This window comes from Pseudomonas sp. LBUM1674 (assembly GCF_059695635.1).
The window spans coordinates 6,698,362-6,721,055 of sequence record NZ_CP166779.1; the positions used below are offsets into that span (position 1 = coordinate 6,698,362).

Consider the following 22,694-nt stretch of genomic DNA (forward strand, 5'->3'; position numbering starts at 1 on the left):
CTATGTGGGAGCGAGCCTGCTCGCGAGGAAGCCCACACGGTGCAACTGCCAAAAACCAATCCCCCCTCCAAGGACCCCGGATGCTTGAACTTGTCGCTGCGTTTATCTGCCTCACCACGCTGCTCACCTATGTAAATTTCCGCTTCATCGGCCTGCCCCCGACCATCGGGGTCATGGTCACTGCGCTGACATTCTCCCTGTTGCTGCAAGGCCTGAGCCTGCTTGGCTATCCAGGTCTGGAAGAGCGTATCCAGCAACTGATCGGCCAGATCGACTTCGGTGATCTGCTGATGAACTGGATGCTGTCCTTCCTGCTGTTCGCCGGCGCCCTGCATGTCAACCTGAATGACCTGCGTAGTTACCGCTGGCCGATCGGCCTGCTGGCGACCTTCGGTGTGTTGATCGCCACTGTTGTGATCGGCAGCCTGGCTTACTACATCTTTGCCCTGTTCGGCTGGCACGTCAGCTTTCTCTATTGCCTGTTGTTCGGTGCGCTGATCTCCCCCACCGATCCGATCGCGGTGCTCGGTGTGCTACGGACCGCCAATGCGTCCAAGCCACTGAAAACCACCATCGTCGGCGAATCACTGTTCAACGATGGCACCGCAGTCGTGGTGTTCACCGTGCTGCTCGGTATCGCACAACTGGGTGAAACCCCAACCCTCGGCGCCACCGCCATGCTGTTCGCCCACGAGGCGCTTGGCGGCGTGCTGTTTGGTGGGCTGATCGGTTATCTGGTGTACCTGATGATCAAGAGCATCGAGCAGCACCAGATCGAGGTCATGCTGACCCTGGCGCTGGTGATCGGTGGCTCGGCCATGGCTTCGGAGCTGCACGTTTCGGCGCCGATCGCGATGGTGGTCGCCGGGCTGATCATCGGTAACCTGGGCCGCAACCTGGCGATGAACGACATGACTCGCAAGTACCTGGACGGTTTCTGGGAGCTGCTCGACGACATGCTCAACGCGCTGCTGTTCGCCCTGATCGGCATGGAGCTGTTGCTGCTACCGTTCAACTGGCTGCATGTGCTGGCGGCGAGTTTGCTGGCCTTGGCGATTCTGCTGTCGCGCCTGCTGACCGTGGCGCCAGCCATCGTATTGCTGCGACGCTGGCGCACCGTGCCGCGCGGAACGATCCGGATCCTGACCTGGGGTGGTTTGCGTGGCGGTGTTTCGGTGGCGCTGGCCCTGGCCCTGGCCCTGCCGCTGGGTCCTGAGCGAGATTTGCTGCTGAGCATCACTTACATCGTGGTGCTGTCGTCGATCCTGTTGCAGGGCTTGAGCATCGGCAAGCTGGTCAAACATGTCACCCGTGATGAGCCTGCGCCAGTGGCACAGGCTAGGCATCACTGATTACTTCCTGGTCTTCTGCGGGTCAGGTTCCTGGCTTTGATCTGCAGATTCCTTTGGCGGCCCGCTCTCGCTGCGGATCTGCGCGTGGCTGATCAGCGCGAAGATAAAGCTGCCGCCAATGATATTGCCCACCAGTGTCGGTCCGGCGAATATCAGCCAGAAATCCTTCCACGGCAACTCGCCGGCAAACACCAGATACGACACCTCGGCCGAACCGACCACGATGTGGGTGAAATCCCCCAGCGCCATCAGGTAAGTGATGAGGATGATGATCCACATCTTGGCGCTCTCCATGGACGGGATCATCCAGACCATGGTCGCGATCATCCAGCCCGATACGATGCCCTTGGCAAACATCTGGCTGGCGTTGTTCTCCATGATCTTGCGGCCGATATCGAGGAAGGCCAGGTCGGTCTTGCTGTCGAAAATCGGCAGGTGCAGCATCACATACGCCACCAGTATCGTGCCGCACAGGTTGCCCACCAGCACCACCGACCACAGACGCAACAATCGCCCGAAATTGTTCAATGAGGGTTTGGTCATGACCGGCAGCACAGCCGTCAGGGTGTTCTCGGTGAACAGTTGCTGACGGGCGAGAATCACTGCCAGGAAGCCCGCGCAGTAACCGAAACTGGCAATCACCTTGAAGCCTTCGCCGTCGGGCAGGCGGGAGTTGAGAAGGCCCATGGCCATCAGCGACAGCCCCATGGTCAGGCCGGCGGCCAAGGCCGACCACCACAAGGCGGCGACACTGCGCTCGAGCTCCAGGTCGCCTTGGGTTCGGATGATTTCGTGCAGTACCGCGGCCCGCGGTGGCTGGCTCTTGTCGACCTCTTTCTTCTCTTGCGCCGAGAGGTTCGGGGTCTTGCCGTCTTTTTGCGTGTCCATATAGCTCCGGAACCGGTGGCGTGTCATGTAGGTACGACACGCGGGGGGCGGGGCTGTTCACTGCTCGCGCAAACAAGCCGGATTCTGTAGGAGCTGGCTTGCTGGCGATGGGCGTCACTCGGTTTTTGCGGTGATGCTGATGACGTCTTCGCTGGCAAGCCCCGCGCCTACGAGGCGCTTGTGGGAGCTGGCTTGCTGGCGATGGCAGCGACTCGGTTTGCGGTGACGCTTAGGACGCCTTCGCTGGCAAGCCAGCTCCTACGGACTCGCATTACTCGTCCTTGAACTGGTCTTTAACGTACTTGATCTCGGTCTGGCCGTGGGGTGCGGGCAAGCCGTCTTCACCCAGGTTGACAAAGACGATCTTGTCCACCGTCAGGATGCTTTTGCGGGTGATCTTGTTGCGCACTTCACACTTGAGGGTGATCGAGGTGCGACCAAACTCGGTGGCCGTGATGCCCAGTTCGATGATATCGCCCTGGCGCGAGGCGCTGACGAAGTTGATTTCGGAAATGTACTTGGTGACCACGCGCTGATTGCCCAGCTGGACGATCGCGTAGATCGCCGCTTCTTCGTCGAGCCAGCGCAACAGGCTGCCGCCGAACAGCGTGCCATTGGGGTTGAGGTCTTCGGGTTTTACCCATTTGCGGGTGTGGAAATTCATGTTCACTCCTGACCGTCTTGCCGATTGATGCCAACCATCATGGCAGAGCCCAGGCCAGAGCTCTATTGAGCATCGACTATGGCCTCGATAACCGTTCGGACATTGACCAACAGAAACGCTTTGGAAGATCAGCATAGCCCGCTATAATCGCCACCGTTTCAAAACGGTCATCTCCAATTGATACCGTTTTCCCGCCACCTGTCCGAGGGGCGCTGCAGCAGGTTCGACCTGTCAGGCTCGGATGGGGCGTTGCCTGGCCACGGCCAGACACTAAACGCACAACGGCGCCCATTCGCATACATTACGAATGGAGGCTCATCATGAGCGCTGTTATCACGCCTGCAGATTTTAACGATTACAAAGTCGCCGACATGTCCCTGGCGGCCTGGGGCCGTCGCGAAACCATCATCGCCGAATCCGAAATGCCAGCGCTGATGGGTCTGCGCCGCAAGTACTCCGCCGAGCAACCGCTCAAAGGCGCGAAGATCCTCGGCTGCATCCACATGACCATCCAGACTGCCGTGCTGATCGAAACCCTGGTTGCCCTGGGTGCCGAAGTGCGTTGGTCGTCCTGCAACATTTTCTCGACTCAGGACCAGGCCGCTGCCGCTATCGCCGCTGCCGGCATCCCGGTTTTCGCCTGGAAAGGCGAGACTGAAGCCGAGTACGAGTGGTGCCTGGAGCAAACCATCCTCAAGGATGGCGCGCCTTGGGATGCCAACATGATCCTCGACGACGGCGGCGACCTGACCGAGCTGCTGCACAAGAAGTACCCGGCGATCCTCGACCGCGTCCACGGCGTGACCGAAGAAACCACCACTGGCGTTCACCGCCTGCTGGACATGCTGGCCAAGGGCGAGCTGAAAATCCCGGCCATCAACGTCAACGACTCGGTGACCAAGAGCAAGAACGACAACAAGTACGGCTGCCGTCACAGCCTGAACGATGCGATCAAGCGCGGTACCGACCACCTGCTGTCCGGCAAGCAAGCGCTGGTCATCGGTTACGGTGACGTGGGCAAGGGTTCGGCCCAGTCCCTGCGTCAGGAAGGCATGATCGTTAAAGTCTCCGAAGTCGACCCGATCTGTGCCATGCAAGCCTGCATGGACGGTTACGAGCTGGTTTCGCCGTTCATCGACGGTATCAACAACGGTACTGAAGCAAGCATCGACAAAGCGCTGCTGGGCAAGATCGACCTGATCGTGACCACCACCGGCAACGTCAATGTTTGCGACGCGAACATGCTCAAAGCCCTGAAGAAACGCGCTGTTGTCTGCAACATCGGCCACTTCGACAATGAAATCGACACTGCTTTCATGCGCAAGAACTGGGCATGGGAAGAAGTGAAGCCTCAGGTTCACAAGATTCACCGTACCGGTCCTGGCGCGTTCGACGCCCAGAACGACGACTACCTGATCCTGCTGGCTGAAGGCCGCCTGGTTAACCTGGGCAACGCCACCGGTCACCCAAGCCGCATCATGGACGGTTCGTTTGCCAACCAGGTGCTGGCGCAGATCTTCCTGTTCGGCCAGAAGTACGCCGACCTGTCGCCAGAGCAGAAAGCCAAGCGCCTGACCGTTGAAGTACTGCCGAAGAAACTCGACGAAGAAGTGGCCCTGGAAATGGTCCGCGGTTTCGGCGGCGTGGTGACTCAACTGACCAAGACTCAGGCCGACTACATCGGCGTGACCGTTGAAGGCCCGTTCAAGCCGCACGCTTACCGTTACTGATCGGACCTGCTGCCTGCTCTCCCTTGTGGGAGCGGGCTTTTTGTGGGAGCTGGCTTGCCTGCGATAGCATCTCCTCAGTGTTCCTGAAACACCGAGGTGTCAGCATCGCGGGCAAGCCCGGCTCCCACAAAAGCCCGCTCCCACATTGGGATGTGCAAGCCTCCCAGGCCTATGTGCTTCCAAGGATACGACCATGTCCCAAGACCGTCGCTACAGCTTCGAGTTCTTCCCTACGAAGACCGATGCTGGGCATGAAAAGCTGATCGCCACTGCTCGTCAGTTGGCCACGTACAACCCTGATTTCTTCTCCTGCACCTACGGCGCTGGCGGTTCGACCCGTGATCGAACGCTCAACACCGTGTTGCAGCTCGAAAGCGAAGTCAAAGTGCCTGCCGCACCGCATCTGTCCTGCGTTGGCGACAGCAAGGCGGACCTGCGCGGCCTGCTGGCTCAGTACAAGGCCGCCGGCATCACCCGTATCGTCGCCCTGCGCGGCGACCTGCCTTCGGGCATGGGCATGGCCAGTGGCGAAATGCGCCACGCCAATGACCTGGTTGAATTCATTCGTGAAGAAACCGGCGATCATTTCCACATCGAAGTCGCCGCTTACCCGGAAATGCATCCGCAAGCACGCAATTTCGAAGACGATCTCGCCAACTTCGTGCGCAAGGCCAACGCCGGCGCTGACAGTGCGATCACCCAGTACTTCTTCAACGCCGACAGCTACTTCTACTTCGTCGAGCGTGTACGGGCGCTGGGCGTGGACATCCCGATCGTGCCGGGCATCATGCCGATCACCAACTATAGCAAGCTCGCACGTTTCTCCGACGCCTGCGGTGCGGAAATCCCGCGCTGGATCCGCAAGCAGCTGGAAGCCTACGGTGACGACACCGCAAGCATTCAGCGTTTCGGCGAGCAGGTCATCACGCAAATGTGTGAACGTTTATTGCAGGGCGGGGCACCGGGGCTGCATTTCTATACCCTTAACCAGGCCGAGGCGAGCCTGGCCGTGTGGAACAACTTGAAGCTACCGCGCTGACAGTGACCACCTCGTACCCAAAGGCCCTCTTCTGAGGGTCTTTTACATTCAACAGCCCATGGAATGTTGTTTCCCATGACTGAGCCATCCCCACCGCGCCCTCAACTGGTTTACCTGGCTTTCGGCGCCGAGACTTACCACCAGGAAGCGCTGTTCAGCATCGCCAGTGCCCTGGCCTGCTGCGTGAGACGCCCCACGCAGAACTCGACATCCAGGTATTCAGCGACAATCCCCAGCCCTACGCGCGACTGCCGGTACGCGTGCGCATGCTCGACGAGGCTACTCGCCGACGCTGGAACGAACCCCACGGTTATCATTTTCGAGCCAAGCATGTCGCATTACGCAGGGTGCTCGAGGAGTCGACAGTCGCCCTGCTGATCGACACCGACACGTTCTTTCATCGCTCACCGGTCGAATTGTTCGATCGCGTGCAGCCCGGCACCCTGCTGTGCAACGACTACTACACCCGATACGGCACCAATAAAGAAAATGTGCTCTACAGTGCACTGTCGACCACGCTCAGGGAGAGAGGCCTGGCAGACGATCAGATGATGCTGCTCAACTCCGGCGTGATCGGTCTGCATCAGCAGGACGCTCAAGTGCTTGACCACTCCATTGCCCTGATCGACGAATTGTTTCCCATGGCACGCGGGGCTTACACCCTTGAGGAGTTCTGCCTGTCGGTCGCGGCCTATCGCAGGCTGCAGGTCAAAAAGTGTCCGGACCTGATCCATCACTACTGGAGCCGCAAGCAACTGTTCAGGGCCAAGGTCAAAGCCTGGGTTGCCAAACACGCCAGGAACCCGAACAGTCAGGCGGCACTGGATGACACTCGTCGGGTGACGATGCACCTGCCGCGACCGCCTCGGAGCCAGCGATTGCTCTACAAGCTCATCACCCTGGCATTACCGGCACATCTGCGTCAGTTCATCCGCGAGATCCTCTACGGCTGCTATGAACACCCCAACGAGTTCGACCAGGCTTGCGGACCGGTGTGGTGGGAAAAAGCGTTGCAGAACCAGGAAGAACGCCTTGGCAAGCCGGTCACTCAGCACTTGCTCGAACGCTGGTTTGACAGGGCACTGGTACGGCTGATTCTGGGCAGCCGATGCAAAGCCATCCACGATCACTTGCTCAATTCGTCTTACAAATAGAGGCCTTGCGCACAATTCCCTGACAGTCAGCGCCAAACAGGCATGCCAGCGCTTCTCATTACGCCTTGAGAGTACTAACCTCAGGCCATGCCTCTTATCTCCCAGTTGCTGACAGTCATGCTTTTTACTTGCCTGAGCTTTACCGCTCGGGGCGAGAAACTGCGCATCGTCACCGAACCCTGGGCGCCTTACGTGTATGAAGAAAACGGCAAAGCCCTGGGCCTGGATTACGAAACCACGGCAATTGTCTTCAAGCGCCTGGGGATAGAAGTCGACTGGCAGTTCCTGCCGTGGAAACGCTGCCTGTCGATGCTCGAACAAGGTCAGGCGGACGGCGCGCTGGATATCTTCCACAGCGATGAACGCGACGCGACCCTCCTCTACCCCAGCGAACCCCTCTCGGAGGTCGAGTTCGTGATGTTCTATGCCAACGAACGGCCCCACCCGTTTCGGACCCTGGAAGAATTGCGCGGCCTGACCATCGGCACCTCGCCGGGTTATCTGTACAGCAAGGATTTTCGCGAATCGTCGCTATTCACCCGGGAACCGGCACCGAGTCATGAAGCCAACTTCGGCAAACTGGTGCGCGGGCGGATCGATCTGCTGATTACTGACCGCCGGGTCGGCCAGCATTTGCTCGACGAGCTGAACATTCGCGGCAAGATCACCGAAAACCCGGTCGTCATCAGCCAGCAAAGCCAGTTCCTGGCGGTGCGCCGCAACGCGGGCATGGACTTGCTGGTACAGCGCTTCGGCGCCGAACTCAAGCGCTTCAAGCGCGAACCCGCCTACGCTGAATTGAGCGCCCGCTATGGTGCCAACCCGGCGACGGGTGCGAAGGCCGCCGGGGCCGCGGTCATGACCCGCAAAACCGTTGAGCAGCAGGAAAGCGGCGCGCAGTGATTGCTCTGTTATACTCCGGCCTTCCCGCCAGGCTCACGCCCGGACGCTCGGACTCGTTCAAGGCATCTCGATCCCGCTACAGCGCAGCTTTCAGCCCGCGCGAGCACTCCAGATGAGCCTTCGAGGCCCAGCAGGACCGGACGGGATTGCGTCCCCTTAAACGCCATTCGCGCCAGGCAAGACTCCCATTGGGCCAAGCCCTAACTAGAACAGGATTACTCATGTCCTTTGCTTCCCTCGGTCTCTCCGAGGCTTTAGTCCGCGCCATCGAGGCAGCGGGCTATACCGAGCCTACTCCGGTGCAACAGCGGGCCATTCCCGCCGTGTTGCAAGGTCGTGACCTGATGGTCGCGGCACAGACAGGTACGGGTAAAACCGGCGGCTTCGCCCTTCCGATCCTGGAGCGGTTGTTCCCCAACGGTCATCCGGACAAGTCCCAGCGTCACGGCCCGCGTCAACCACGGGTACTGGTCCTGACCCCTACTCGCGAACTCGCGGCGCAAGTGCACGAAAGCTTCAAGGTCTATGCCCGTGACCTGAAGTTCGTCAGTGCCTGCATCTTCGGCGGCGTTGGCATGAACCCGCAGGTTCAGGCCATGTCCCGCGGTGTCGACGTACTGGTGGCGTGCCCCGGCCGTCTGCTCGACCTCGCCGGCCAAGGCAGCGTCGACCTGTCCCACGTGGAAATCCTCGTGCTGGACGAAGCCGACCGCATGCTCGACATGGGCTTTGTCCATGACGTGAAAAAGGTCCTGGCCCGTCTGCCGAGCAAACGTCAGAACCTGCTGTTCTCGGCGACCTTCTCCAAAGACATCACCGACCTCGCCGGCAAGCTGCTGCATAACCCGGAACGCATCGAAGTCACGCCGCCGAACACCACGGTCGAGCGTATCGAACAGCGCGTGTTCCGCCTGCCTGCCAACCACAAGCGTTCATTGCTGGCGCACTTGATCACCGCTGGCGCCTGGGAACAGGTGCTGGTGTTCACTCGCACCAAGCACGGCGCCAACCGTCTGGCCGAGTACCTGGACAAACACGGTCTCACCGCCGTCGCCATCCACGGCAACAAGAGCCAGAACGCCCGCACCAAAGCCCTGGCCGACTTCAAGGCCGGTGAAGTGCGCATCCTGGTCGCTACCGACATCGCCGCTCGCGGCCTGGATATCGACCAGCTGCCCCACGTGGTCAACTTCGAACTGCCGAACGTCGACGAAGACTATGTGCACCGTATCGGCCGTACTGGCCGTGCCGGTCGTTCGGGCGAGGCGATCTCGCTGGTTGCTCCGGACGAAGAAAAACTGCTGAAAAGCATTGAGCGCATGACCCGGCAGAAAATCGCCGACGGCGACCTGATGGGCTTCGATTCCAGCGCTGTGGAAGCCGAGAAACCTGAAGTGCGCGAGCGTCCGGACGTGCGTAACCCGCGCAATCCCCGTGGCCCGCGCGGCGATGGTCCGAACGGCAGTGGCGGTGGTGGCGGTCGTAAAGACAAAGGCAAGGACAAGGGCGGCAAGGAAAAACCTGCGGCCACTGGCCGTGGCGAGCGTCCGGCCCGTGAACACAAGCCACGCGAAGGCACCCCGGCCCGCGAACAGCAGCGTCCGGCCCCTCGCGCCGCCGCTGATCGTGCCCCGGACGAGTTCCTGGACGACGATATCGATAACTTCGGTAACCGCGTCGACTACGTCCCTCAAGCCAAACCGGCTCAAGGCCGTGGCCGCCGTCCGAGTGCTCCGGCACAAGGCACGGCAGCAACTGGCACCGGCGCTCCGCGTAGCGGCAAGCCACAAGGTCGCCAGAGCGGTCCACGCAGCAGCGATGGCGCCACCACCGGCACTCCACCGGCCAAGCGCAGCGGCCCGCGCAATGGTGCTCCACGTGACGGCCAGGCCCGTCGCGAAGAGTCCCGCAACCGCCGCCCGGCCCGTAGCGACGACCAGCCACGTTCGGAACCGGCCGTGCAAAACCCCCGCGGTCCGGCGCCGAAGATCATTCACAAGGAGTCGAAAACCGATCGTTTCCCGACGCCAGAGCAACTTGATCAACTGCCAGGCCGTCCTCGCGGTGAGAAACCAGCATTGCTGACTCGCAATCGCTGAGTTATCGCCGCAATAAAAAATGCCCCGGATCGCGAGATCCGGGGCATTTTTGTTTTCCGGGATAGGCAAAAATCCTCAACTGACCAAAGAATCCCTGTGGGAGCGAGCTTGCTCGCGATGACGTACTGTCAGTCACTTCCATTCTGAGTGTGATGACCCCATCGCGAGCAAGCTCGCTCCCACAGGGGACTTGTGGTGTGACTGAAGTATATGTTCGGCAATAAAAAAACGCCCCCGATCGCGAGATTGGGGGCGTTTTTTGTAAGGCGCGAATATTACTTCGCTTTCACACCCTCAAACGAAACGTACAGCTCGACCGCATCGGACGCTGGGCCCAGGTCTTTCTGCTTGCCGAAATCGGAACGCTTGATGCTGGTGGTGCCTTCGAAGCCGGCACGGTAGCCGCCCCATGGATCCTTGCCTTCACCCAGGAAAGTGGCCTTGACCACGACTGGCTTGGTCACGCCAAGGATGGTCAGGTCGCCGGTCACGTCGGCAGTGTCTTTGCCAGCGGCGTTTTTGCCGGTGGATTTGACGCTGGTGGAGACGAACTTGGCTTTAGACCCGTTCAGGAAGTCTTTGCTGGCGATGTGCTTGTCGCGCTCGGCATGGTTGGTGAATACGCTGGCGGTATTCACGTTGAACTCGATCTTGCTGTCTTCTGGCTTGGCAGCGTCGAAGCTGAACTTGCCGTCGATATCCTTGAAGGTACCGGTGATGTAGCTGTAACCCAGGTGGCTGATCTTGAAGTCAACGAAGGCGTGCTGGCCTTCCTTGTCGACGACATAGTCAGCAGCCATTACGTTGCCGGCGGACAGCAGGGCAGAACCGATTGCCAGGGCGGCGAGCGTCTTTTTCAACATGCTTTCTATTCCTTTGGAGTCGAGGTTGAACATCAGGCTTTGCGCCCCAGCATTCGCTTGAGGGTCGCGTCGCGATCGATAAAGTGGTGTTTCAATGCTGCCAACGCATGGAGACCGGAAAAAATTACCAGCACCCAGGCCAGGTAGAAATGAATCACACCAGCCGTATCTGCCTGGTCCGGTAGTCCGGAAACCAGTGCAGGCACTTCAAACAGGCCAAACACCGGAATCCCGACACCGTCTGCGGTGGAAATCAGGTAACCGGCAATTATCACAGCAAACAGGCTGAGGTAGAGGAACCCATGGCCGAAGCTGGCGCCAATGCGCGTCAGGCGGCTGTAGCTTTGCAGCGCCGGTGGCGGCGGGCTGACAAAGCGCCAGATCACCCTTAGAACCATGGCGGCCAACAGTACAAGGCCAATGCTTTTGTGCAGGTCCGGCGCGTCTTTGCGCCAGCTGCTGTAGTAGTCGAGCCCAACCATCCACAAGCCCAGCGCAAACAGACCGAAGACTGCCAGCGCCACGCCCCAGTGCATGAAAATGCTGACCCAACCGTAGCGCGAAGAAGAATTACGTAGCTGCATTGCCCAAATCCTGTGATAACGGCGACCAAGACTATCGAGTTATCTATCGATTTAAAGCGGAAAATTTCGCTTTGAAATATCGAGAAATACGATCAAGAGCCTAAAATGGGTGAGTTAAGGAAAGATTAAAGGCGAAATTGTGGCGGGATATTAGTGGTAGTCGAGGAAAAATCTGGTAGCTGGGAAGGCCCTTCGCGAGCAGGCTCGCTCCCACACTGGATCAGCGTGAACACAAGATTGGTGCCCACCACAGAACCCTGTGGGAGCGAGCCTGCTCAAGAAAGCGATAGTGCAGGCAAAAAAAAGCGTGGCCAATGACCCGCACTTTCGTTCACTCCAAAGTCTTACTGCGCCATGGTCTCAGTGGCTGCAGCCTTCCTGGCCGGCTTGGAATTTTTCATTAGGCCCACTCTGAGGCTGTAAGCAATCATGGTTGTACGGATCTATCTGGCATTTGTGGGCTAGTTCAGTGCCATGATTTTTTGTCATTGGACGACCATCTACACAGCCAGATACGGCTATCAATATTATTATTGCTGCCAGTGCTTTCATCATGCTCTCCAGTTTTTTGAAGAACATAGAATTTAAGGTCAGGCGCTATCTATCATTTCGATCTGATTCTTTTGTGGGACGCATCTGATATATCGCTGAGGCGTGTAGGACCGGGACGTGGATGGTGCGACCCCAACGCACTGCGCAGCAAAGCCGGATGTTACATGCTTGATAGATGAGCAAAAAAAAGCGCGGCCCTTGAGCCGCGCTTTTTTACCTCTGAATGTTATTGAGCCTTGGTCTCAGTGGTCGCCGCCGGTTTAGCCGCTGGCTTCTTTGCGAGTTCAGCCTTTTTCGTCGGCGCCTTGGCCGGGACTTTTTTCGCCTCGGTCTTGGCTGCCGGTTTCTTCGCCGGAGCTTTAGACGGAGCTTTCTTGGCAGGCTCCGCTTTCACAGGCACCACAGGCTTCGGCGCTTCAACCGGTGCTGGCGCAGGAGTCGGAGCAGGTGTTGGAGCCGGTGCCGGAGTAACCGGAGCTATTGGCTCAGGCGCCTTGACCGGTGCTGGCTTGTCATCCGAACCACCAAACAGGTTGCTGAAGAAGTTGCCCTTCTTCGCCGCCACCGCGCCGGCCGCCACAGCGGCCGCCGCCGGAACTACCTTCGCAGGCTCAAACGACTTGCCCGCCGCCAGGTCTTCAACTTGACTGGCCGCCCGCTGCCCCGTGCGCAAGGCACCTTCCAGAGTGCCCGGGTACAAGGAGTCCGTGTGTTCGCCAGCGAACGCTACACGCTGAATCGGACGTTCCCACAGGCGCCAGTATTTGCTGATCTGCCCCGGACCGAAGGCCAGGTAAGCGCCGCCCATTGACGGATCGGTGCTGTAGCGACGGATTTCATAACCGGTGAACGAACCGCGCGCCTGTGGATAAAAAGCGTGCAGGCGGATCAAGACCTGATCGGCCATCTGCTTGTCGCCGAAAGCCTGCATGACCCGAGCGTTATCGCCGGACAGGTTGATCACCACATTGGCGCCGCCCTTCAGGGCCGGTTCGACCCACAACATACCCAGACCGGTGTTGCTGTAGATTTCGCCGGACATGCGCGCCTTGCTTTCCCATACCGGCGTCTTGAACTTGAGCAGGATCTGGTCGCGCCAGCCGTAGTTGGTGCCTTTGATCGCGGCCATGTGCTGAGTATCCAGCGCCGGGGTCATCTGGATCTTGTTCAGCGCGCGCAACGGCACGGCCACGATGACGTAGTCAGCCTGATAACCGACGCTGCCGACTTTGACGGTCACGCCGTCCTTGTCCTGGATAATGGCCGAGACCGGTGCGCTGGTCTTGATCGTTTTCAGTTGTTTGACGAAAGCCTGGGCCAATACCGTGCTGCCACCGAGCAGGCGCGAAGCGCGCAGGTCACGGTCGGAGACGCCACGATACACCCGGCTCTGCTGGGCGAAGTACAGCAGCGACAGGCGCGAAGGTTCGTCATAGCGGGTACGAATCTGCTGGTTCACCAGCTGACGGGCGGTCGCTGGCAACGTCAGTCGATCGAGCCAGTTGGAGACGTTGATCTGATCCAGGGCATGCAGCGTGCTGTTCGCTGCCGGGTTCTGCGGGTCTTCGATCGAACGCGCCAGATCATCCAGGGTCTTCTCGTAGCGCTTGAGCGCTTCGGCGGTGGCTGGCTCCTTGGTGGCCAGATCGGCAGCGGTGTAATACACGCCGTCGATCAGATAGCTTGGCGTGCGCACGAATTCCGGGGCCGGCGTGATGCCCAGCTTGAACGTCGAGACGTACTTGTTCAACACCGGCTGAGTCTTGTCGTTGCCGATCCACTCGCTGGTGGCCATGCCGGAGCGGCCGCCCAGGCTCGGCTTGGCTTCCAGCAGAGTGACCTGCCAACCTTTGTTCTGCAGCTCATAAGCAGCCGTGAGGCCCGACAGGCCACCGCCGATCACGATCGCCGTTTTATCCTTGGCCAGCGCGGACACGCTGAACAGCCCCAACATCACCAGCGCACAGGCGCGCAGCCAACCAGCAGACATTCAGAGAACTCCGAAAATACACAAGGAAATAGCGGTTTTACGAGTCAGACGACCCAAAGAACCGCGAAGAATACGTTAGCCATCAAAAGGCCGCCAGCGACGTCTATCGTCCTATATAAAGTAGCTCAAACGGCGCAATGGGTTGTCCCGAGGACGCGCTTTGCATAGGCTTGCGCGATTGTATGTCCGCAGATGTCACGGACCGCCTCGAGGAGACTGAACATGGGCCTGAATAATCAGTGGATGCAACGCGATCTCGCGGTGTTGTGGCATCCCTGCACCCAGATGAAAGATCACGAGCAACTGCCGCTGATCCCGATCAAGCGCGGCGAAGGTGTATGGCTGGAAGACTTTGAGGGCAAACGCTACCTCGACGCCGTCAGCTCCTGGTGGGTCAATGTGTTTGGCCACGCCAACCCGCGGATCAACCAGCGCATCAAGGATCAGGTCGATCAGCTGGAACACGTGATCCTCGCCGGTTTCAGCCATCAGCCCGTGATCGAGCTGTCCGAGCGCCTGGTGAAGATGACGCCGGAGGGCCTGACGCGGTGCTTCTACGCCGATAACGGCTCATCCTGCATCGAAGTCGCGCTGAAAATGAGCTTTCACTACTGGCTCAACCGCGGCCAGCCGAACAAGAAGCGCTTTGTCACCCTGACCAACAGCTACCACGGCGAAACCATGGCGGCGATGTCGGTGGGCGACGTGCCGCTGTTCACCGAGACCTACAAGGCCTTGTTGCTGGACACCATCAAGGTGCCGAGCCCGGATTGCTACCTGCGCCCCGACGGCATGAGCTGGGAAGAGCACTCGCGCAACATGTTTGCCGCCATGGAACAGACCCTGGCCGAGAACCACGACACCGTCGCGGCAGTCATCGTCGAGCCGCTGATCCAGGGCGCCGGCGGCATGCGCATGTACCATCCGGTGTACCTCAAGTTGCTGCGCGATGCCTGCGACCGTTATGGCGTGCATCTGATCCACGACGAAATCGCCGTCGGCTTCGGCCGCACCGGGACGATGTTCGCTTGCGAACAGGCCGGCATCCGTCCGGACTTCCTCTGCCTGTCCAAGGCCCTGACCGGCGGATACTTGCCGCTGGCGGCGTGCGTGACGACCGAAGATGTCTACAGCGCGTTCTACGACGACTACCCGACCCTGCGTGCCTTCCTGCATTCCCACAGCTACACCGGCAATCCCCTGGCTTGCGCGGCGGCATTGGCGACGCTGGATATTTTCGAAGAAGACAACGTCATCGAGAACAACAAGGCCCTGGCCCAGCGCATGGCATCCGCCACCGCGCACCTGGCCGATCACCCTAACGTCTCGGAAGTGCGCCAGACCGGCATGGTGCTGGCCATCGAGATGGTCAAGGACAAGGCCACCAAGGAAGCTTATCCGTGGCAGGAGCGGCGTGGTTTGAAGGTGTTCCAGCATGCTTTGGAACGCGGTGCTTTACTTCGACCGTTGGGCAGTGTGGTGTATTTCCTGCCGCCGTATGTGATTACACCTGAGCAGATCGATTTTCTGGCGGAAGTGGCCAGTGAAGGGATCGACATCGCGACTCGCGATAGCGTCAGTGTTTCGGTGCCGAAGGACTTTCACCCGGGCTTCCGAGATCCGGGCTGATTGAATAGCGCTCGTTCCCACGTCGAGGCGTCGAACCGTCCGCGTGGGAATGCAGCCAGGGACGCTCTGCGTCCCAAAAAGCGGACGCTCAGCGTCCAATGAGGCATTCCCACGCAGAGCGTGGGAACGATCAAACTACAGAGACCCAGCATGAGACTGTCCCGCTTCTTTATCGACGCCCCCTTGAGCACCGGCGAACACGAGTTGCCCGAGGCCCAGGCCCATTACATCAGCCGCGTTTTGCGCATGGCCGAGGGTGATGCGCTGCAACTGTTCGACGGCTCGGGCCAGGAGTTTCGCGCCACGCTGGTGGAGGTCGGCAAGAAGCGCGTCGTCGTGCAGATCGATGAAAGCTTCGCCGGACAGGTCGAGTCACTACTGCAGATCCATCTCGGCCAGGGCTTGTCCCGTGGCGAACGGATGGATTGGGCAATTCAGAAAGCCACTGAACTGGGCGTCACTGAAATCACCCCGATCTTCAGCGACCGCTGTGAAGTCCGACTCAAGGACGAACGCGCCGACAAACGCCTGATGCACTGGCGCCAGGTTGCGATCAGCGCTTGCGAGCAATGCGGACGTTCACGGGTGCCGGTGATTCATCCGCCGCTACTGTTGCCGGATTGGTTGAAACAGACCCAGGCAGAATTGAAGTTGGTGCTGCATCCGGTGGCCGAGCCATTGGTCAGTCATGCGAAGCCTGCGACGTTGGCATTTCTGATCGGGCCTGAGGGCGGGTTGTCGGAGGCCGAAGTGGATCAGGCCAAGGCTAGCGGTTTTCACGCCGCCCGCCTCGGCCCTCGCGTGTTGCGCACCGAAACCGCGCCGGTGGTGGCGTTGGCGGTGGCGCAACAACTGTGGGGCGACTTTTAGGTTGGTGATCGTTCCTGATCGTTCCCACGCTCTGCGTGGGAATGCAGCCCGTGACGCTCCGCGTCACTGAACGCAGAGCGTCCCTAGAGGCGTTCCCACGCAGAGCGTGGGAACGATCAGTCATCTACCAGAAGCTACTGCACCGGATCGCTCACCGGCTTGGCGATGATTGCCTTCAGCTCGCTGGTCATCGGGAATTCCAGGTTCAGGCCTTTGGGTGGAATCGGTTGCTGGAACCAGCGCTGATAGATGCTGTTGATCTCGCCCGAACTGTACAGATCGGCGAGGGTCGAGTTCACCAATTCGAGAAACTGCGGGTCGCCCTTGCGCACCATGCAGCTGTAGATTTCCCGCGACTGCTCCTCCCCCACCACGACCCAATTATGCGGATCGCGGGCCTTGGCGCGCTCACCATAGAGCAACGCATCGTCCATATAGAACGCCGCCGCCCGACCTGACTGCAACATCTGAAAGGCTTCGCCGTGGTCCTTGGCACTGATCACGAACATATCGATCTTGTGATCGATGTTGTAGCTCTTCAGAAACCGTTCGTTGGTGGTGCCGGCGGTGGTCACGACATTCTTTCCGCGCAGGTCGGCGAAGCTTTTGATGCCGCTGTCCTTTGCCGTGAGCAACTGCCCCTTCACGTAGATGAACCCGTAGGAAAACGCCACTTGCTGCATACGCTCGGCCGTCACGCCGGTGGAGCCGCACTCAAGGTCGACCGTGCCGTTCTGCACCAGCGGAATGCGCGTTTGCGAGGTCACCAGGTTGTACTTCACCTGCAGATCCGGCAGCTCAAGTTTTTGCTTGATGCGCTCGACAATCTTGCTCGCCAGGTCCACCGAATAGCCCATCGGCTGCCCCGTGTGATCACCCACGTAGGAGAACGGCACCGACGCGTCGCGATAGCCCAGCGTGATGCTCTTGGCATTGGCAACCTTGTTCAGCGTGCCGGTCAGTGGCGCTTCGTTGGCCTGGACCTGGCTGGCGAGCAGCAAGCCGAGGGTGCAGCCGATCAACGTGATTTTTTGCATTGTTATTCTCCGTTGTGGGTAGAGCGATTAGCGGCGGGCGGCGATCACGATGATTTCCACCAGCACCTCTGGACGGGCCAGTTGCGCCTGCAAGGTGGTGCGGGTCGGCGCCTGGCCCGGTGACAGCCACTGCGACCAGACCTCGTTCATGGCGGCAAAGTCGCGGCCAATGTCGTTCAGGTAAATAGTCGCGTTGAGCAGATGATCCTTGTCGCTGCCAGCTTCGGCCAACAACGCATCGATTTTCGCCAGTACTTCGGCGGTTTGGCCGGTAACGTCGGTGCTGTCACCCGGAACCTGTCCCGAGAGAAACACCAGATCGCCAAAGGTCACCGCGCCAGAGAGTCGGCTGTTGCTGTTGATACGGTTGATGTTCATCGGTTTTTCCTTTTCAAGTCAGGCAACGCGGGGGGCGAGGCCCTGCATTTCGATTGAAGGTGCGCGCCGGGCGATCAACTCGCTGAGCACCCGAGCACTGCCACAGGCCAGGGTAAACCCCAGGGCGCCATGGCCGAGGTTGAGCCACAGGTTGCGGTACGCCGTGGCCCCGATCAACGGCACGCCGCTGGGGGTGGCCGGGCGCATGCCGGCCCATTCGATGGCGGCGTCGTAATCACCGGCATTGGGCAAGGTTTCCTGCGCCTGGCGCTTGATCAGCGCCAGACGTTTGGGGTCGAGCGCCGGGTCGAAGCCGACGATGTCGACCATCGCTGCCACGCGCAGTTGTTCACCGATGCGGGCATAAACGATCTTGCGGTTGTAATCGGTGATGCTCAGCTCCGGCGCACGATGTTCGGCGCGGATGGGCAAGGTCAGGCTGTAACCCTTGAGCGGATACAGCGGCAGGTTCATGCCGGGCAGCGCCAGCGCCGGACTGCGATGGCCGGCAGCAATCACCAACTGCTCGACCGGCAGCACTTGCGAACCCATTTCGACTGCCTGCACCGCGCCGTCCGCGTGGCGAATGCCGGTGACCTTGCGCCCAAGTAAAAACTCGCAACGCCCCGACGCCTGGAGTCGAGCCAGCAGTTGCTGGCAGAAAGCATGGCAATCGGCGACTTCTTCGTCAGGCGTATAAATCGCGCCCACAAACGGCGCCTCGGCGAGCGCAGGCTCCAACTGTGCACATTCGGCCCGCGACAGCACGTGCTGCTGTTGCGGATCGGCCAGGCCATGGCGCGCATGCTCAAAACTCGCGGCTTCACGAAACGTCACCAGTTTGCCGTTGCGCCGCCAGTCGAAACCGTCGAGGCGGTCTTCTTCGCGCCAGCCTTGCAGCGTGGACTGGCTCAGCAGTGCCAGACGCAGCAGGTGTGCGCCGTTGCGCTGATTCACCGAACGGCGGCAGGCCGCCAGGAAGGACGCCATCCAGCGCCATTGAGCCGGGTCCAGGCGCGGGCGCAGCTTCAACGGCGAGTCACCTTGTAGCATCCAGCCAATCGCCTGAAGCGGTACGCCTGCATCGGCCAGTGGCGCGACGTAACGGTAGGACAACTGGCCGCCGTTGGCGAAACTGGTCTCGCTGCCCAACGAATCCCGGGCCTCGATCAGCGTCACGTCGATGCCGTCGCGAACCAGTGCGTAAGCCGTCGTCAGTCCGATGACGCCACCACCGATGATGCAAACCCGCTGAGCCATGTCTGTCCTTAACCGTTGTTGAAACAGGCTTCAGGTTAGGACCAGGTGACAGACCTTGAACAATGCATAAAGATGCCTGACCCATAAACAAAGGTTATGGACTTGCCATGCGACTGCGACACATCGAGATTTTCCAGGCCATTCGCCAGACCGGTTCGGTCAGTGGCGCCGCGCAGTTGCTGCACGTATCGCAGCCGGCGGTGAGCAAAGTGCTGCAACACGCCGAACAGCAACTGGGCTTTCCGTTGTTCCTGCGGGTGCGCGGTAAATTGCAGGCTACGCCCGAAGCGCTGGAGCTTGAGCGCGAGGTCGACAAGGTCACCGAGAGCCTGCAAGGCGTGCGACGTCTGGCCCAGAGCCTGCGCCGTGAGCCGGGTCACAGCGTACGGATCGGCGCGATCCCGGCGCTGGCCCTGTCGCTGCTGCCGCCAGCCATCAACGAATGGACGCAACGCTACCCGGACATTGTCTGCGAATTGTCCAGCGCCCACAGTCGTGAGCTGATGCAGAATTTGTTGATGCGCGAAGTAGATGTCGCGCTGACCTTGCAGCCGCCGGATCATCCAGGCCTGAAGGCGCAAGCCCTGGCCTGCGGGATGCTGGTGGCGCTGGCACCGACCGGTTATTGGGCCGTCGAAACCCTGGGCCAACCATTGCCGTTGAGCGAACTGGCCGGTGCGCCGCTGATCGGCCTGTCCAGCGCCGACCCGCTGGCGGCCAGGCTCGACAGCTACCTTGAGGCGGTCGATCCGCCGCCACGGGTTCGCATTGCCGTGCAGACCTATTCGCTGGCGCGGGCGATGGTTGAGTCCGGTGCCGGGCTGGCGGTGATCGATCCGTTTACCGCGCTCGGTGCGTCCCCCGCCACCACGGCGATTCGACCTCTGGCGCCAGCGTTACCGATCACGTTGTATGCGGTCACCCGCGCCGACGAACCGCCACCCCACACCTTGAGTGATTTGTTGCAGGTGTTCAGCCGACGGGCACAGGCGCAACTGGATCGCCTGTGTGGGAGCGAGCCGGCTCCGGGCGGCGTTCCGACGAAAGCGTCAGGTCAGTCGACATCATTGCTGACTGATCCACCGCATTCGTCGGAACGCCGCCCGGAGCCGGCTCGCTCCCACAGGTTTTTCAAATAGCTGCAGTGCGATCTACAACACATAAAACAGAATCGCCACGAAGTGCAGCAAACTCCCGGCGATCACGAACAGGTGCCAGATCCCGTGGGCATGGCGCAAACGACTGTCCAGCGCAAAAAAGACAATGCCCACGGTGTACAGCACGCCACCAGACGCCAGCCAGGCGAAACCTGTACTGCCCAACGCCGCCAGTAACGGTTTGACCGCCACCAGCACGATCCAGCCCATCACCGCGTAGATCACGATCGACAGAATCCGCGCCTCCGAACGCGGTTTGATCTCTTGCAGGATGCCGATCAGCGCCAATCCCCAGACAATTCCGAACAGCGTCCAGCCCCACGGGCCGCGTAGGGTCACGAGACAGAATGGCGTGTAGCTGCCGGCGATCAGCAGGTAGATCGAATAATGATCGACCTTCTGCATGATCTCTTTCTTGCGTCCACGCACGCTGTGGTAAACGGTCGATGCGCTGTAAAGCACCAGCAAGGTAAACCCGTAAATCGCCACGCTGACGATCTTCCACGGGCTGCCGTCCATGCCGGCGATCACCAGCATCCACACCACCCCGACCACCGCTGCCACCGCCCCGACCAGATGCGTCCAGGCGTTCAATCTTTCCCCGTGATACATGTGTTGCTCACCTCAAGATTCGTTGCAACATCGCGCAAGGCTCAGGCCTTGAGACTAAAAGCGCAATGTTTCAGAACACTGCTCCTACAAGAACCCACATACGTGCACAATCGAGCCATTCGAATAAGAGTCTGCATCATGCTGATCGACGAAGAGTTGACCCTGAAAAAACTCGAGGTGTTCCTGGCCTTCATGCGCACCGGCAACCTGGCCCGTGCCGCCGCCGAATTGCAGACCAGCAACGTCAGCGTGCACCGGGCGATCCATTCCCTGGAAAGCGCCCTGCGCTGCCCGCTGTTCAAGCACGAAGGCCGCAACCTGACGCCGCTGGAAAGCGCTTATGTGCTGGAGGAGCGGGCGCAGAAGCTAATTCAGGACGTGGTCGAAACCGTGCGCCTGACCCGCGAAGCGGCCGGATTTTCCGCTGAACGCTTCAAGCTGGGCTCGCTGTATTCGCTGACGGTGAAGACCGTGCCGCAGCTGATCATGGGCCTGAAAATCCGTCGCAGCGAGCTCAACATCGACCTGATCCTCGGCTCGAACTTCGACCTGCTGTACAAGCTCAAGAACATGGAAGTCGACGCGATCCTGGTGTCCCTGGACGAGAGCGTCAACGACCCGGATTGCGAGCAGATTCCGCTGTTTTCTGACGATATCTTTCTGGCCACGCCGGCTGACTCGAAGTTCGCCCAACGAACCGAAGTGGATCTGGCCGAAGTGCGCGACGAGACGTTCATTACCCTGACCCAAGGCTTCGCCACGCATCAGGATGGGAAACGTGTCTTCCAGCAGGCTGGGTTCGAACCCAAGGTGGCGATGCAGGTCAACGACATCTTCACCCTGCTGAGCATGGTCAGTTCGGGGGTGGGTTATGCGTTGTTGCCGGGGCGGATCGCGGCGGTGTACGAGAACCGGGTGAAGCTGATTCCGTTGCAGGAGAAGTATCGGTTGCAGCAGCACATTGGGGTGGTGTTTCTGAAGGCCAAGGAGAGGGATCCGAATTTGCTGGCGCTGTTGGCTGAGTGTCGGATGTATGCCAATCGGCAGCCCTGACAGACCGTGTCGCCTGCATCGCGGGCAAGCCACGCTCCCACAGGAACTGCGCTGTCCTTGTGGGAGCGGGCTTGCCCGCGATGGCGTCGGTACAAGCAGCAACTATCTAGCGGGCTAGCCCACAATCCCGCGAACAATAAAGTACAACAACGAAGGCCCGAGCAAGCACCCAAGCCCGGTATGGAAGGTCGCGGTCAACGCGCCATAAGGCACCAACCGCCGATCCGTCGCCGCCAGTCCGGCCGTCACACCGCTCACAGTACCCGCCAACCCGCCAAACACCATCGCCGAACGCGGGTTATCCAGGCCCATCCAGCGCGCCGCCATCGGTGTGCCGACCATCACCAGAATCGCCTTGATCAATCCGGTGGCAATCGACAGCGCCATCACATCCGAGCTGGCACCAATCGCCGCTCCGGTCACCGGGCCGACGATGTAGGTTACCGCGCCAGCGCCAATGGTGGTCATGCTGACCGCATCGCGATAACCGAACGCCCAGGCAATACTCGCGCCGACAATGAACGGCAGAATCGTGCCGAGCAGCAGTGCAATGACACCGATCAATCCGGCCTTTTTCGCTTCGGTGGCCTGCACTTCAAAGGCCGTGGCCACGATTGCAAAGTCCCGCAGCATCGCACCGCCCATCAAACCGATACCGGAAAACAGCGTCAGGTCCGCCAGGCCTTTTTGCCCGCCAGTCATGGTGCCGCCGACCCAGGCCAGCACCAGCCCGATCACGATGGCGATCGCCGAACCATGGATGCGTCCGAACGTCAGGCGTTTGGACAACACCACCGACACCCACATGATCACGCCAACGAACGCGAACGCGGTGACCAGACCGTTATGCTCCAGACCTTTCTCAATGAGATCCCACATA

The 22,694-nt window shown here is 60.1% G+C and carries 19 protein-coding genes, 1 pseudogene and 1 riboswitch; of the genes and pseudogenes, 10 read left to right on the forward strand and 10 right to left on the reverse strand.

Annotated features, from left to right (window positions below; translation table 11 throughout):
* The first annotated feature begins 80 nt into the window (after window positions 1-80).
* The gene (locus ACA067_RS30740) at window positions 81-1,352 is read left to right on the forward strand and encodes a cation:proton antiporter (RefSeq protein ID WP_497459816.1); all 1,272 of its coding nucleotides are present in this window, start codon (window positions 81-83) and stop codon (window positions 1,350-1,352) included.
* Here the strand turns inward: ACA067_RS30740 and ACA067_RS30745 are convergent, their stop codons facing one another.
* On the reverse strand, window positions 1,353-2,240 hold the full coding sequence (locus ACA067_RS30745; protein ID WP_497459817.1) for a formate/nitrite transporter family protein: 888 nt from the start codon (window positions 2,238-2,240) through the stop codon (window positions 1,353-1,355).
* A gap of 271 nt (window positions 2,241-2,511) precedes the next feature.
* Window positions 2,512-2,904: an acyl-CoA thioesterase gene (locus tag ACA067_RS30750; RefSeq protein WP_059402550.1), complete on the reverse strand. Its 393-nt coding sequence runs from the start codon at window positions 2,902-2,904 to the stop codon at window positions 2,512-2,514.
* Between the two features lie 198 nt (window positions 2,905-3,102).
* A riboswitch (S-adenosyl-L-homocysteine riboswitch) is annotated at window positions 3,103-3,201 on the forward strand.
* A gap of 23 nt (window positions 3,202-3,224) precedes the next feature.
* On the opposite strand from ACA067_RS30750, the gene ahcY reads away from it, so the two are divergent.
* The 5 genes and pseudogenes from ahcY (at window position 3,225) to rhlE2 (ending at window position 9,829) form a co-directional block, all read left to right on the forward strand.
* The gene (gene ahcY / locus ACA067_RS30755; RefSeq protein ID WP_497459818.1) at window positions 3,225-4,634 is read left to right on the forward strand and encodes an adenosylhomocysteinase; all 1,410 of its coding nucleotides are present in this window, start codon (window positions 3,225-3,227) and stop codon (window positions 4,632-4,634) included.
* Window positions 4,635-4,827: 193 nt separating this feature from the next.
* The gene (gene metF / locus ACA067_RS30760; protein ID WP_497459819.1) at window positions 4,828-5,673 is read left to right on the forward strand and encodes a methylenetetrahydrofolate reductase [NAD(P)H]; all 846 of its coding nucleotides are present in this window, start codon (window positions 4,828-4,830) and stop codon (window positions 5,671-5,673) included.
* Window positions 5,674-5,748: 75 nt separating this feature from the next.
* Window positions 5,749-6,827 (forward strand): annotated as a pseudogene (locus tag ACA067_RS30765) (hypothetical protein).
* An 87-nt stretch (window positions 6,828-6,914) separates the two neighbouring features.
* A complete protein-coding gene (locus ACA067_RS30770) occupies window positions 6,915-7,730 on the forward strand; it encodes a substrate-binding periplasmic protein (protein WP_497459820.1) in 816 nt (271 codons plus the stop codon).
* Window positions 7,731-7,951: 221 nt separating this feature from the next.
* A complete protein-coding gene (rhlE2, locus tag ACA067_RS30775) occupies window positions 7,952-9,829 on the forward strand; it encodes an RNA helicase RhlE2 (RefSeq protein WP_497459821.1) in 1,878 nt (625 codons plus the stop codon).
* Between the two features lie 275 nt (window positions 9,830-10,104).
* On the opposite strand, the gene ACA067_RS30780 is transcribed toward rhlE2, so the two are convergent.
* The 3 genes from ACA067_RS30780 to ACA067_RS30790 all read right to left on the reverse strand — a co-directional run bounded on the left by ACA067_RS30780 (window position 10,105) and on the right by ACA067_RS30790 (window position 13,818).
* Window positions 10,105-10,692: a YceI family protein gene (locus tag ACA067_RS30780; protein WP_497459822.1), complete on the reverse strand. Its 588-nt coding sequence runs from the start codon at window positions 10,690-10,692 to the stop codon at window positions 10,105-10,107.
* Between the two features lie 32 nt (window positions 10,693-10,724).
* Complete coding sequence (locus ACA067_RS30785) at window positions 10,725-11,276, reverse strand: cytochrome b (protein WP_497459823.1); 552 nt, start codon at window positions 11,274-11,276, stop codon at window positions 10,725-10,727.
* Window positions 11,277-12,054: 778 nt separating this feature from the next.
* The gene (locus tag ACA067_RS30790) at window positions 12,055-13,818 is read right to left on the reverse strand and encodes a flavin monoamine oxidase family protein (RefSeq protein WP_497459824.1); all 1,764 of its coding nucleotides are present in this window, start codon (window positions 13,816-13,818) and stop codon (window positions 12,055-12,057) included.
* Window positions 13,819-14,040: 222 nt separating this feature from the next.
* Between ACA067_RS30790 and ACA067_RS30795 the strand changes: the two genes are divergently transcribed.
* Together ACA067_RS30795 and ACA067_RS30800 are read left to right on the forward strand one after the other, a co-directional pair.
* On the forward strand, window positions 14,041-15,447 hold the full coding sequence (locus ACA067_RS30795; protein WP_497459825.1) for an adenosylmethionine--8-amino-7-oxononanoate transaminase: 1,407 nt from the start codon (window positions 14,041-14,043) through the stop codon (window positions 15,445-15,447).
* A 150-nt stretch (window positions 15,448-15,597) separates the two neighbouring features.
* Window positions 15,598-16,317 carry a 16S rRNA (uracil(1498)-N(3))-methyltransferase gene (locus ACA067_RS30800; RefSeq protein WP_497459826.1) on the forward strand — a complete coding sequence of 240 codons (720 nt, stop codon included), beginning with the start codon at window positions 15,598-15,600 and terminating at the stop codon, window positions 16,315-16,317.
* Between the two features lie 134 nt (window positions 16,318-16,451).
* Here ACA067_RS30800 and ACA067_RS30805 read toward each other — a convergent pair whose 3' ends face one another.
* The 3 genes from ACA067_RS30805 to ACA067_RS30815 are packed head-to-tail and all read right to left on the reverse strand — an operon-like array spanning window position 16,452 to window position 18,992.
* On the reverse strand, window positions 16,452-17,354 hold the full coding sequence (locus tag ACA067_RS30805) for a transporter substrate-binding domain-containing protein (protein ID WP_497459827.1): 903 nt from the start codon (window positions 17,352-17,354) through the stop codon (window positions 16,452-16,454).
* A gap of 27 nt (window positions 17,355-17,381) precedes the next feature.
* Window positions 17,382-17,732 (reverse strand): RidA family protein, encoded by a 351-nt coding sequence (locus tag ACA067_RS30810; protein WP_497459828.1) that lies wholly within the window; start codon window positions 17,730-17,732, stop codon window positions 17,382-17,384.
* An 18-nt stretch (window positions 17,733-17,750) separates the two neighbouring features.
* Window positions 17,751-18,992, reverse strand: a complete 1,242-nt coding sequence (locus tag ACA067_RS30815; RefSeq protein WP_497459829.1) for a D-amino acid dehydrogenase — start codon at window positions 18,990-18,992, stop codon at window positions 17,751-17,753.
* A gap of 107 nt (window positions 18,993-19,099) precedes the next feature.
* Here ACA067_RS30815 and ACA067_RS30820 point away from each other — a divergent pair, with 107 nt between their 5' ends.
* Entirely contained in the window at window positions 19,100-20,131 is a 1,032-nt protein-coding gene (locus tag ACA067_RS30820) for a LysR family transcriptional regulator (protein WP_497459830.1), read from the forward strand.
* A 12-nt stretch (window positions 20,132-20,143) separates the two neighbouring features.
* Here the strand turns inward: ACA067_RS30820 and trhA are convergent, their stop codons facing one another.
* Window positions 20,144-20,761: a PAQR family membrane homeostasis protein TrhA gene (trhA, locus tag ACA067_RS30825; RefSeq protein WP_415771981.1), complete on the reverse strand. Its 618-nt coding sequence runs from the start codon at window positions 20,759-20,761 to the stop codon at window positions 20,144-20,146.
* A 138-nt stretch (window positions 20,762-20,899) separates the two neighbouring features.
* Here trhA and ACA067_RS30830 point away from each other — a divergent pair, with 138 nt between their 5' ends.
* Window positions 20,900-21,814 (forward strand): LysR family transcriptional regulator, encoded by a 915-nt coding sequence (locus ACA067_RS30830; RefSeq protein WP_497459831.1) that lies wholly within the window; start codon window positions 20,900-20,902, stop codon window positions 21,812-21,814.
* Window positions 21,815-21,928: 114 nt separating this feature from the next.
* On the opposite strand, the gene madM is transcribed toward ACA067_RS30830, so the two are convergent.
* Window positions 21,929-22,693 carry a malonate transporter subunit MadM gene (gene madM / locus ACA067_RS30835; protein ID WP_497459832.1) on the reverse strand — a complete coding sequence of 255 codons (765 nt, stop codon included), beginning with the start codon at window positions 22,691-22,693 and terminating at the stop codon, window positions 21,929-21,931.
* Window position 22,694: the final 1 nt, after the last annotated feature.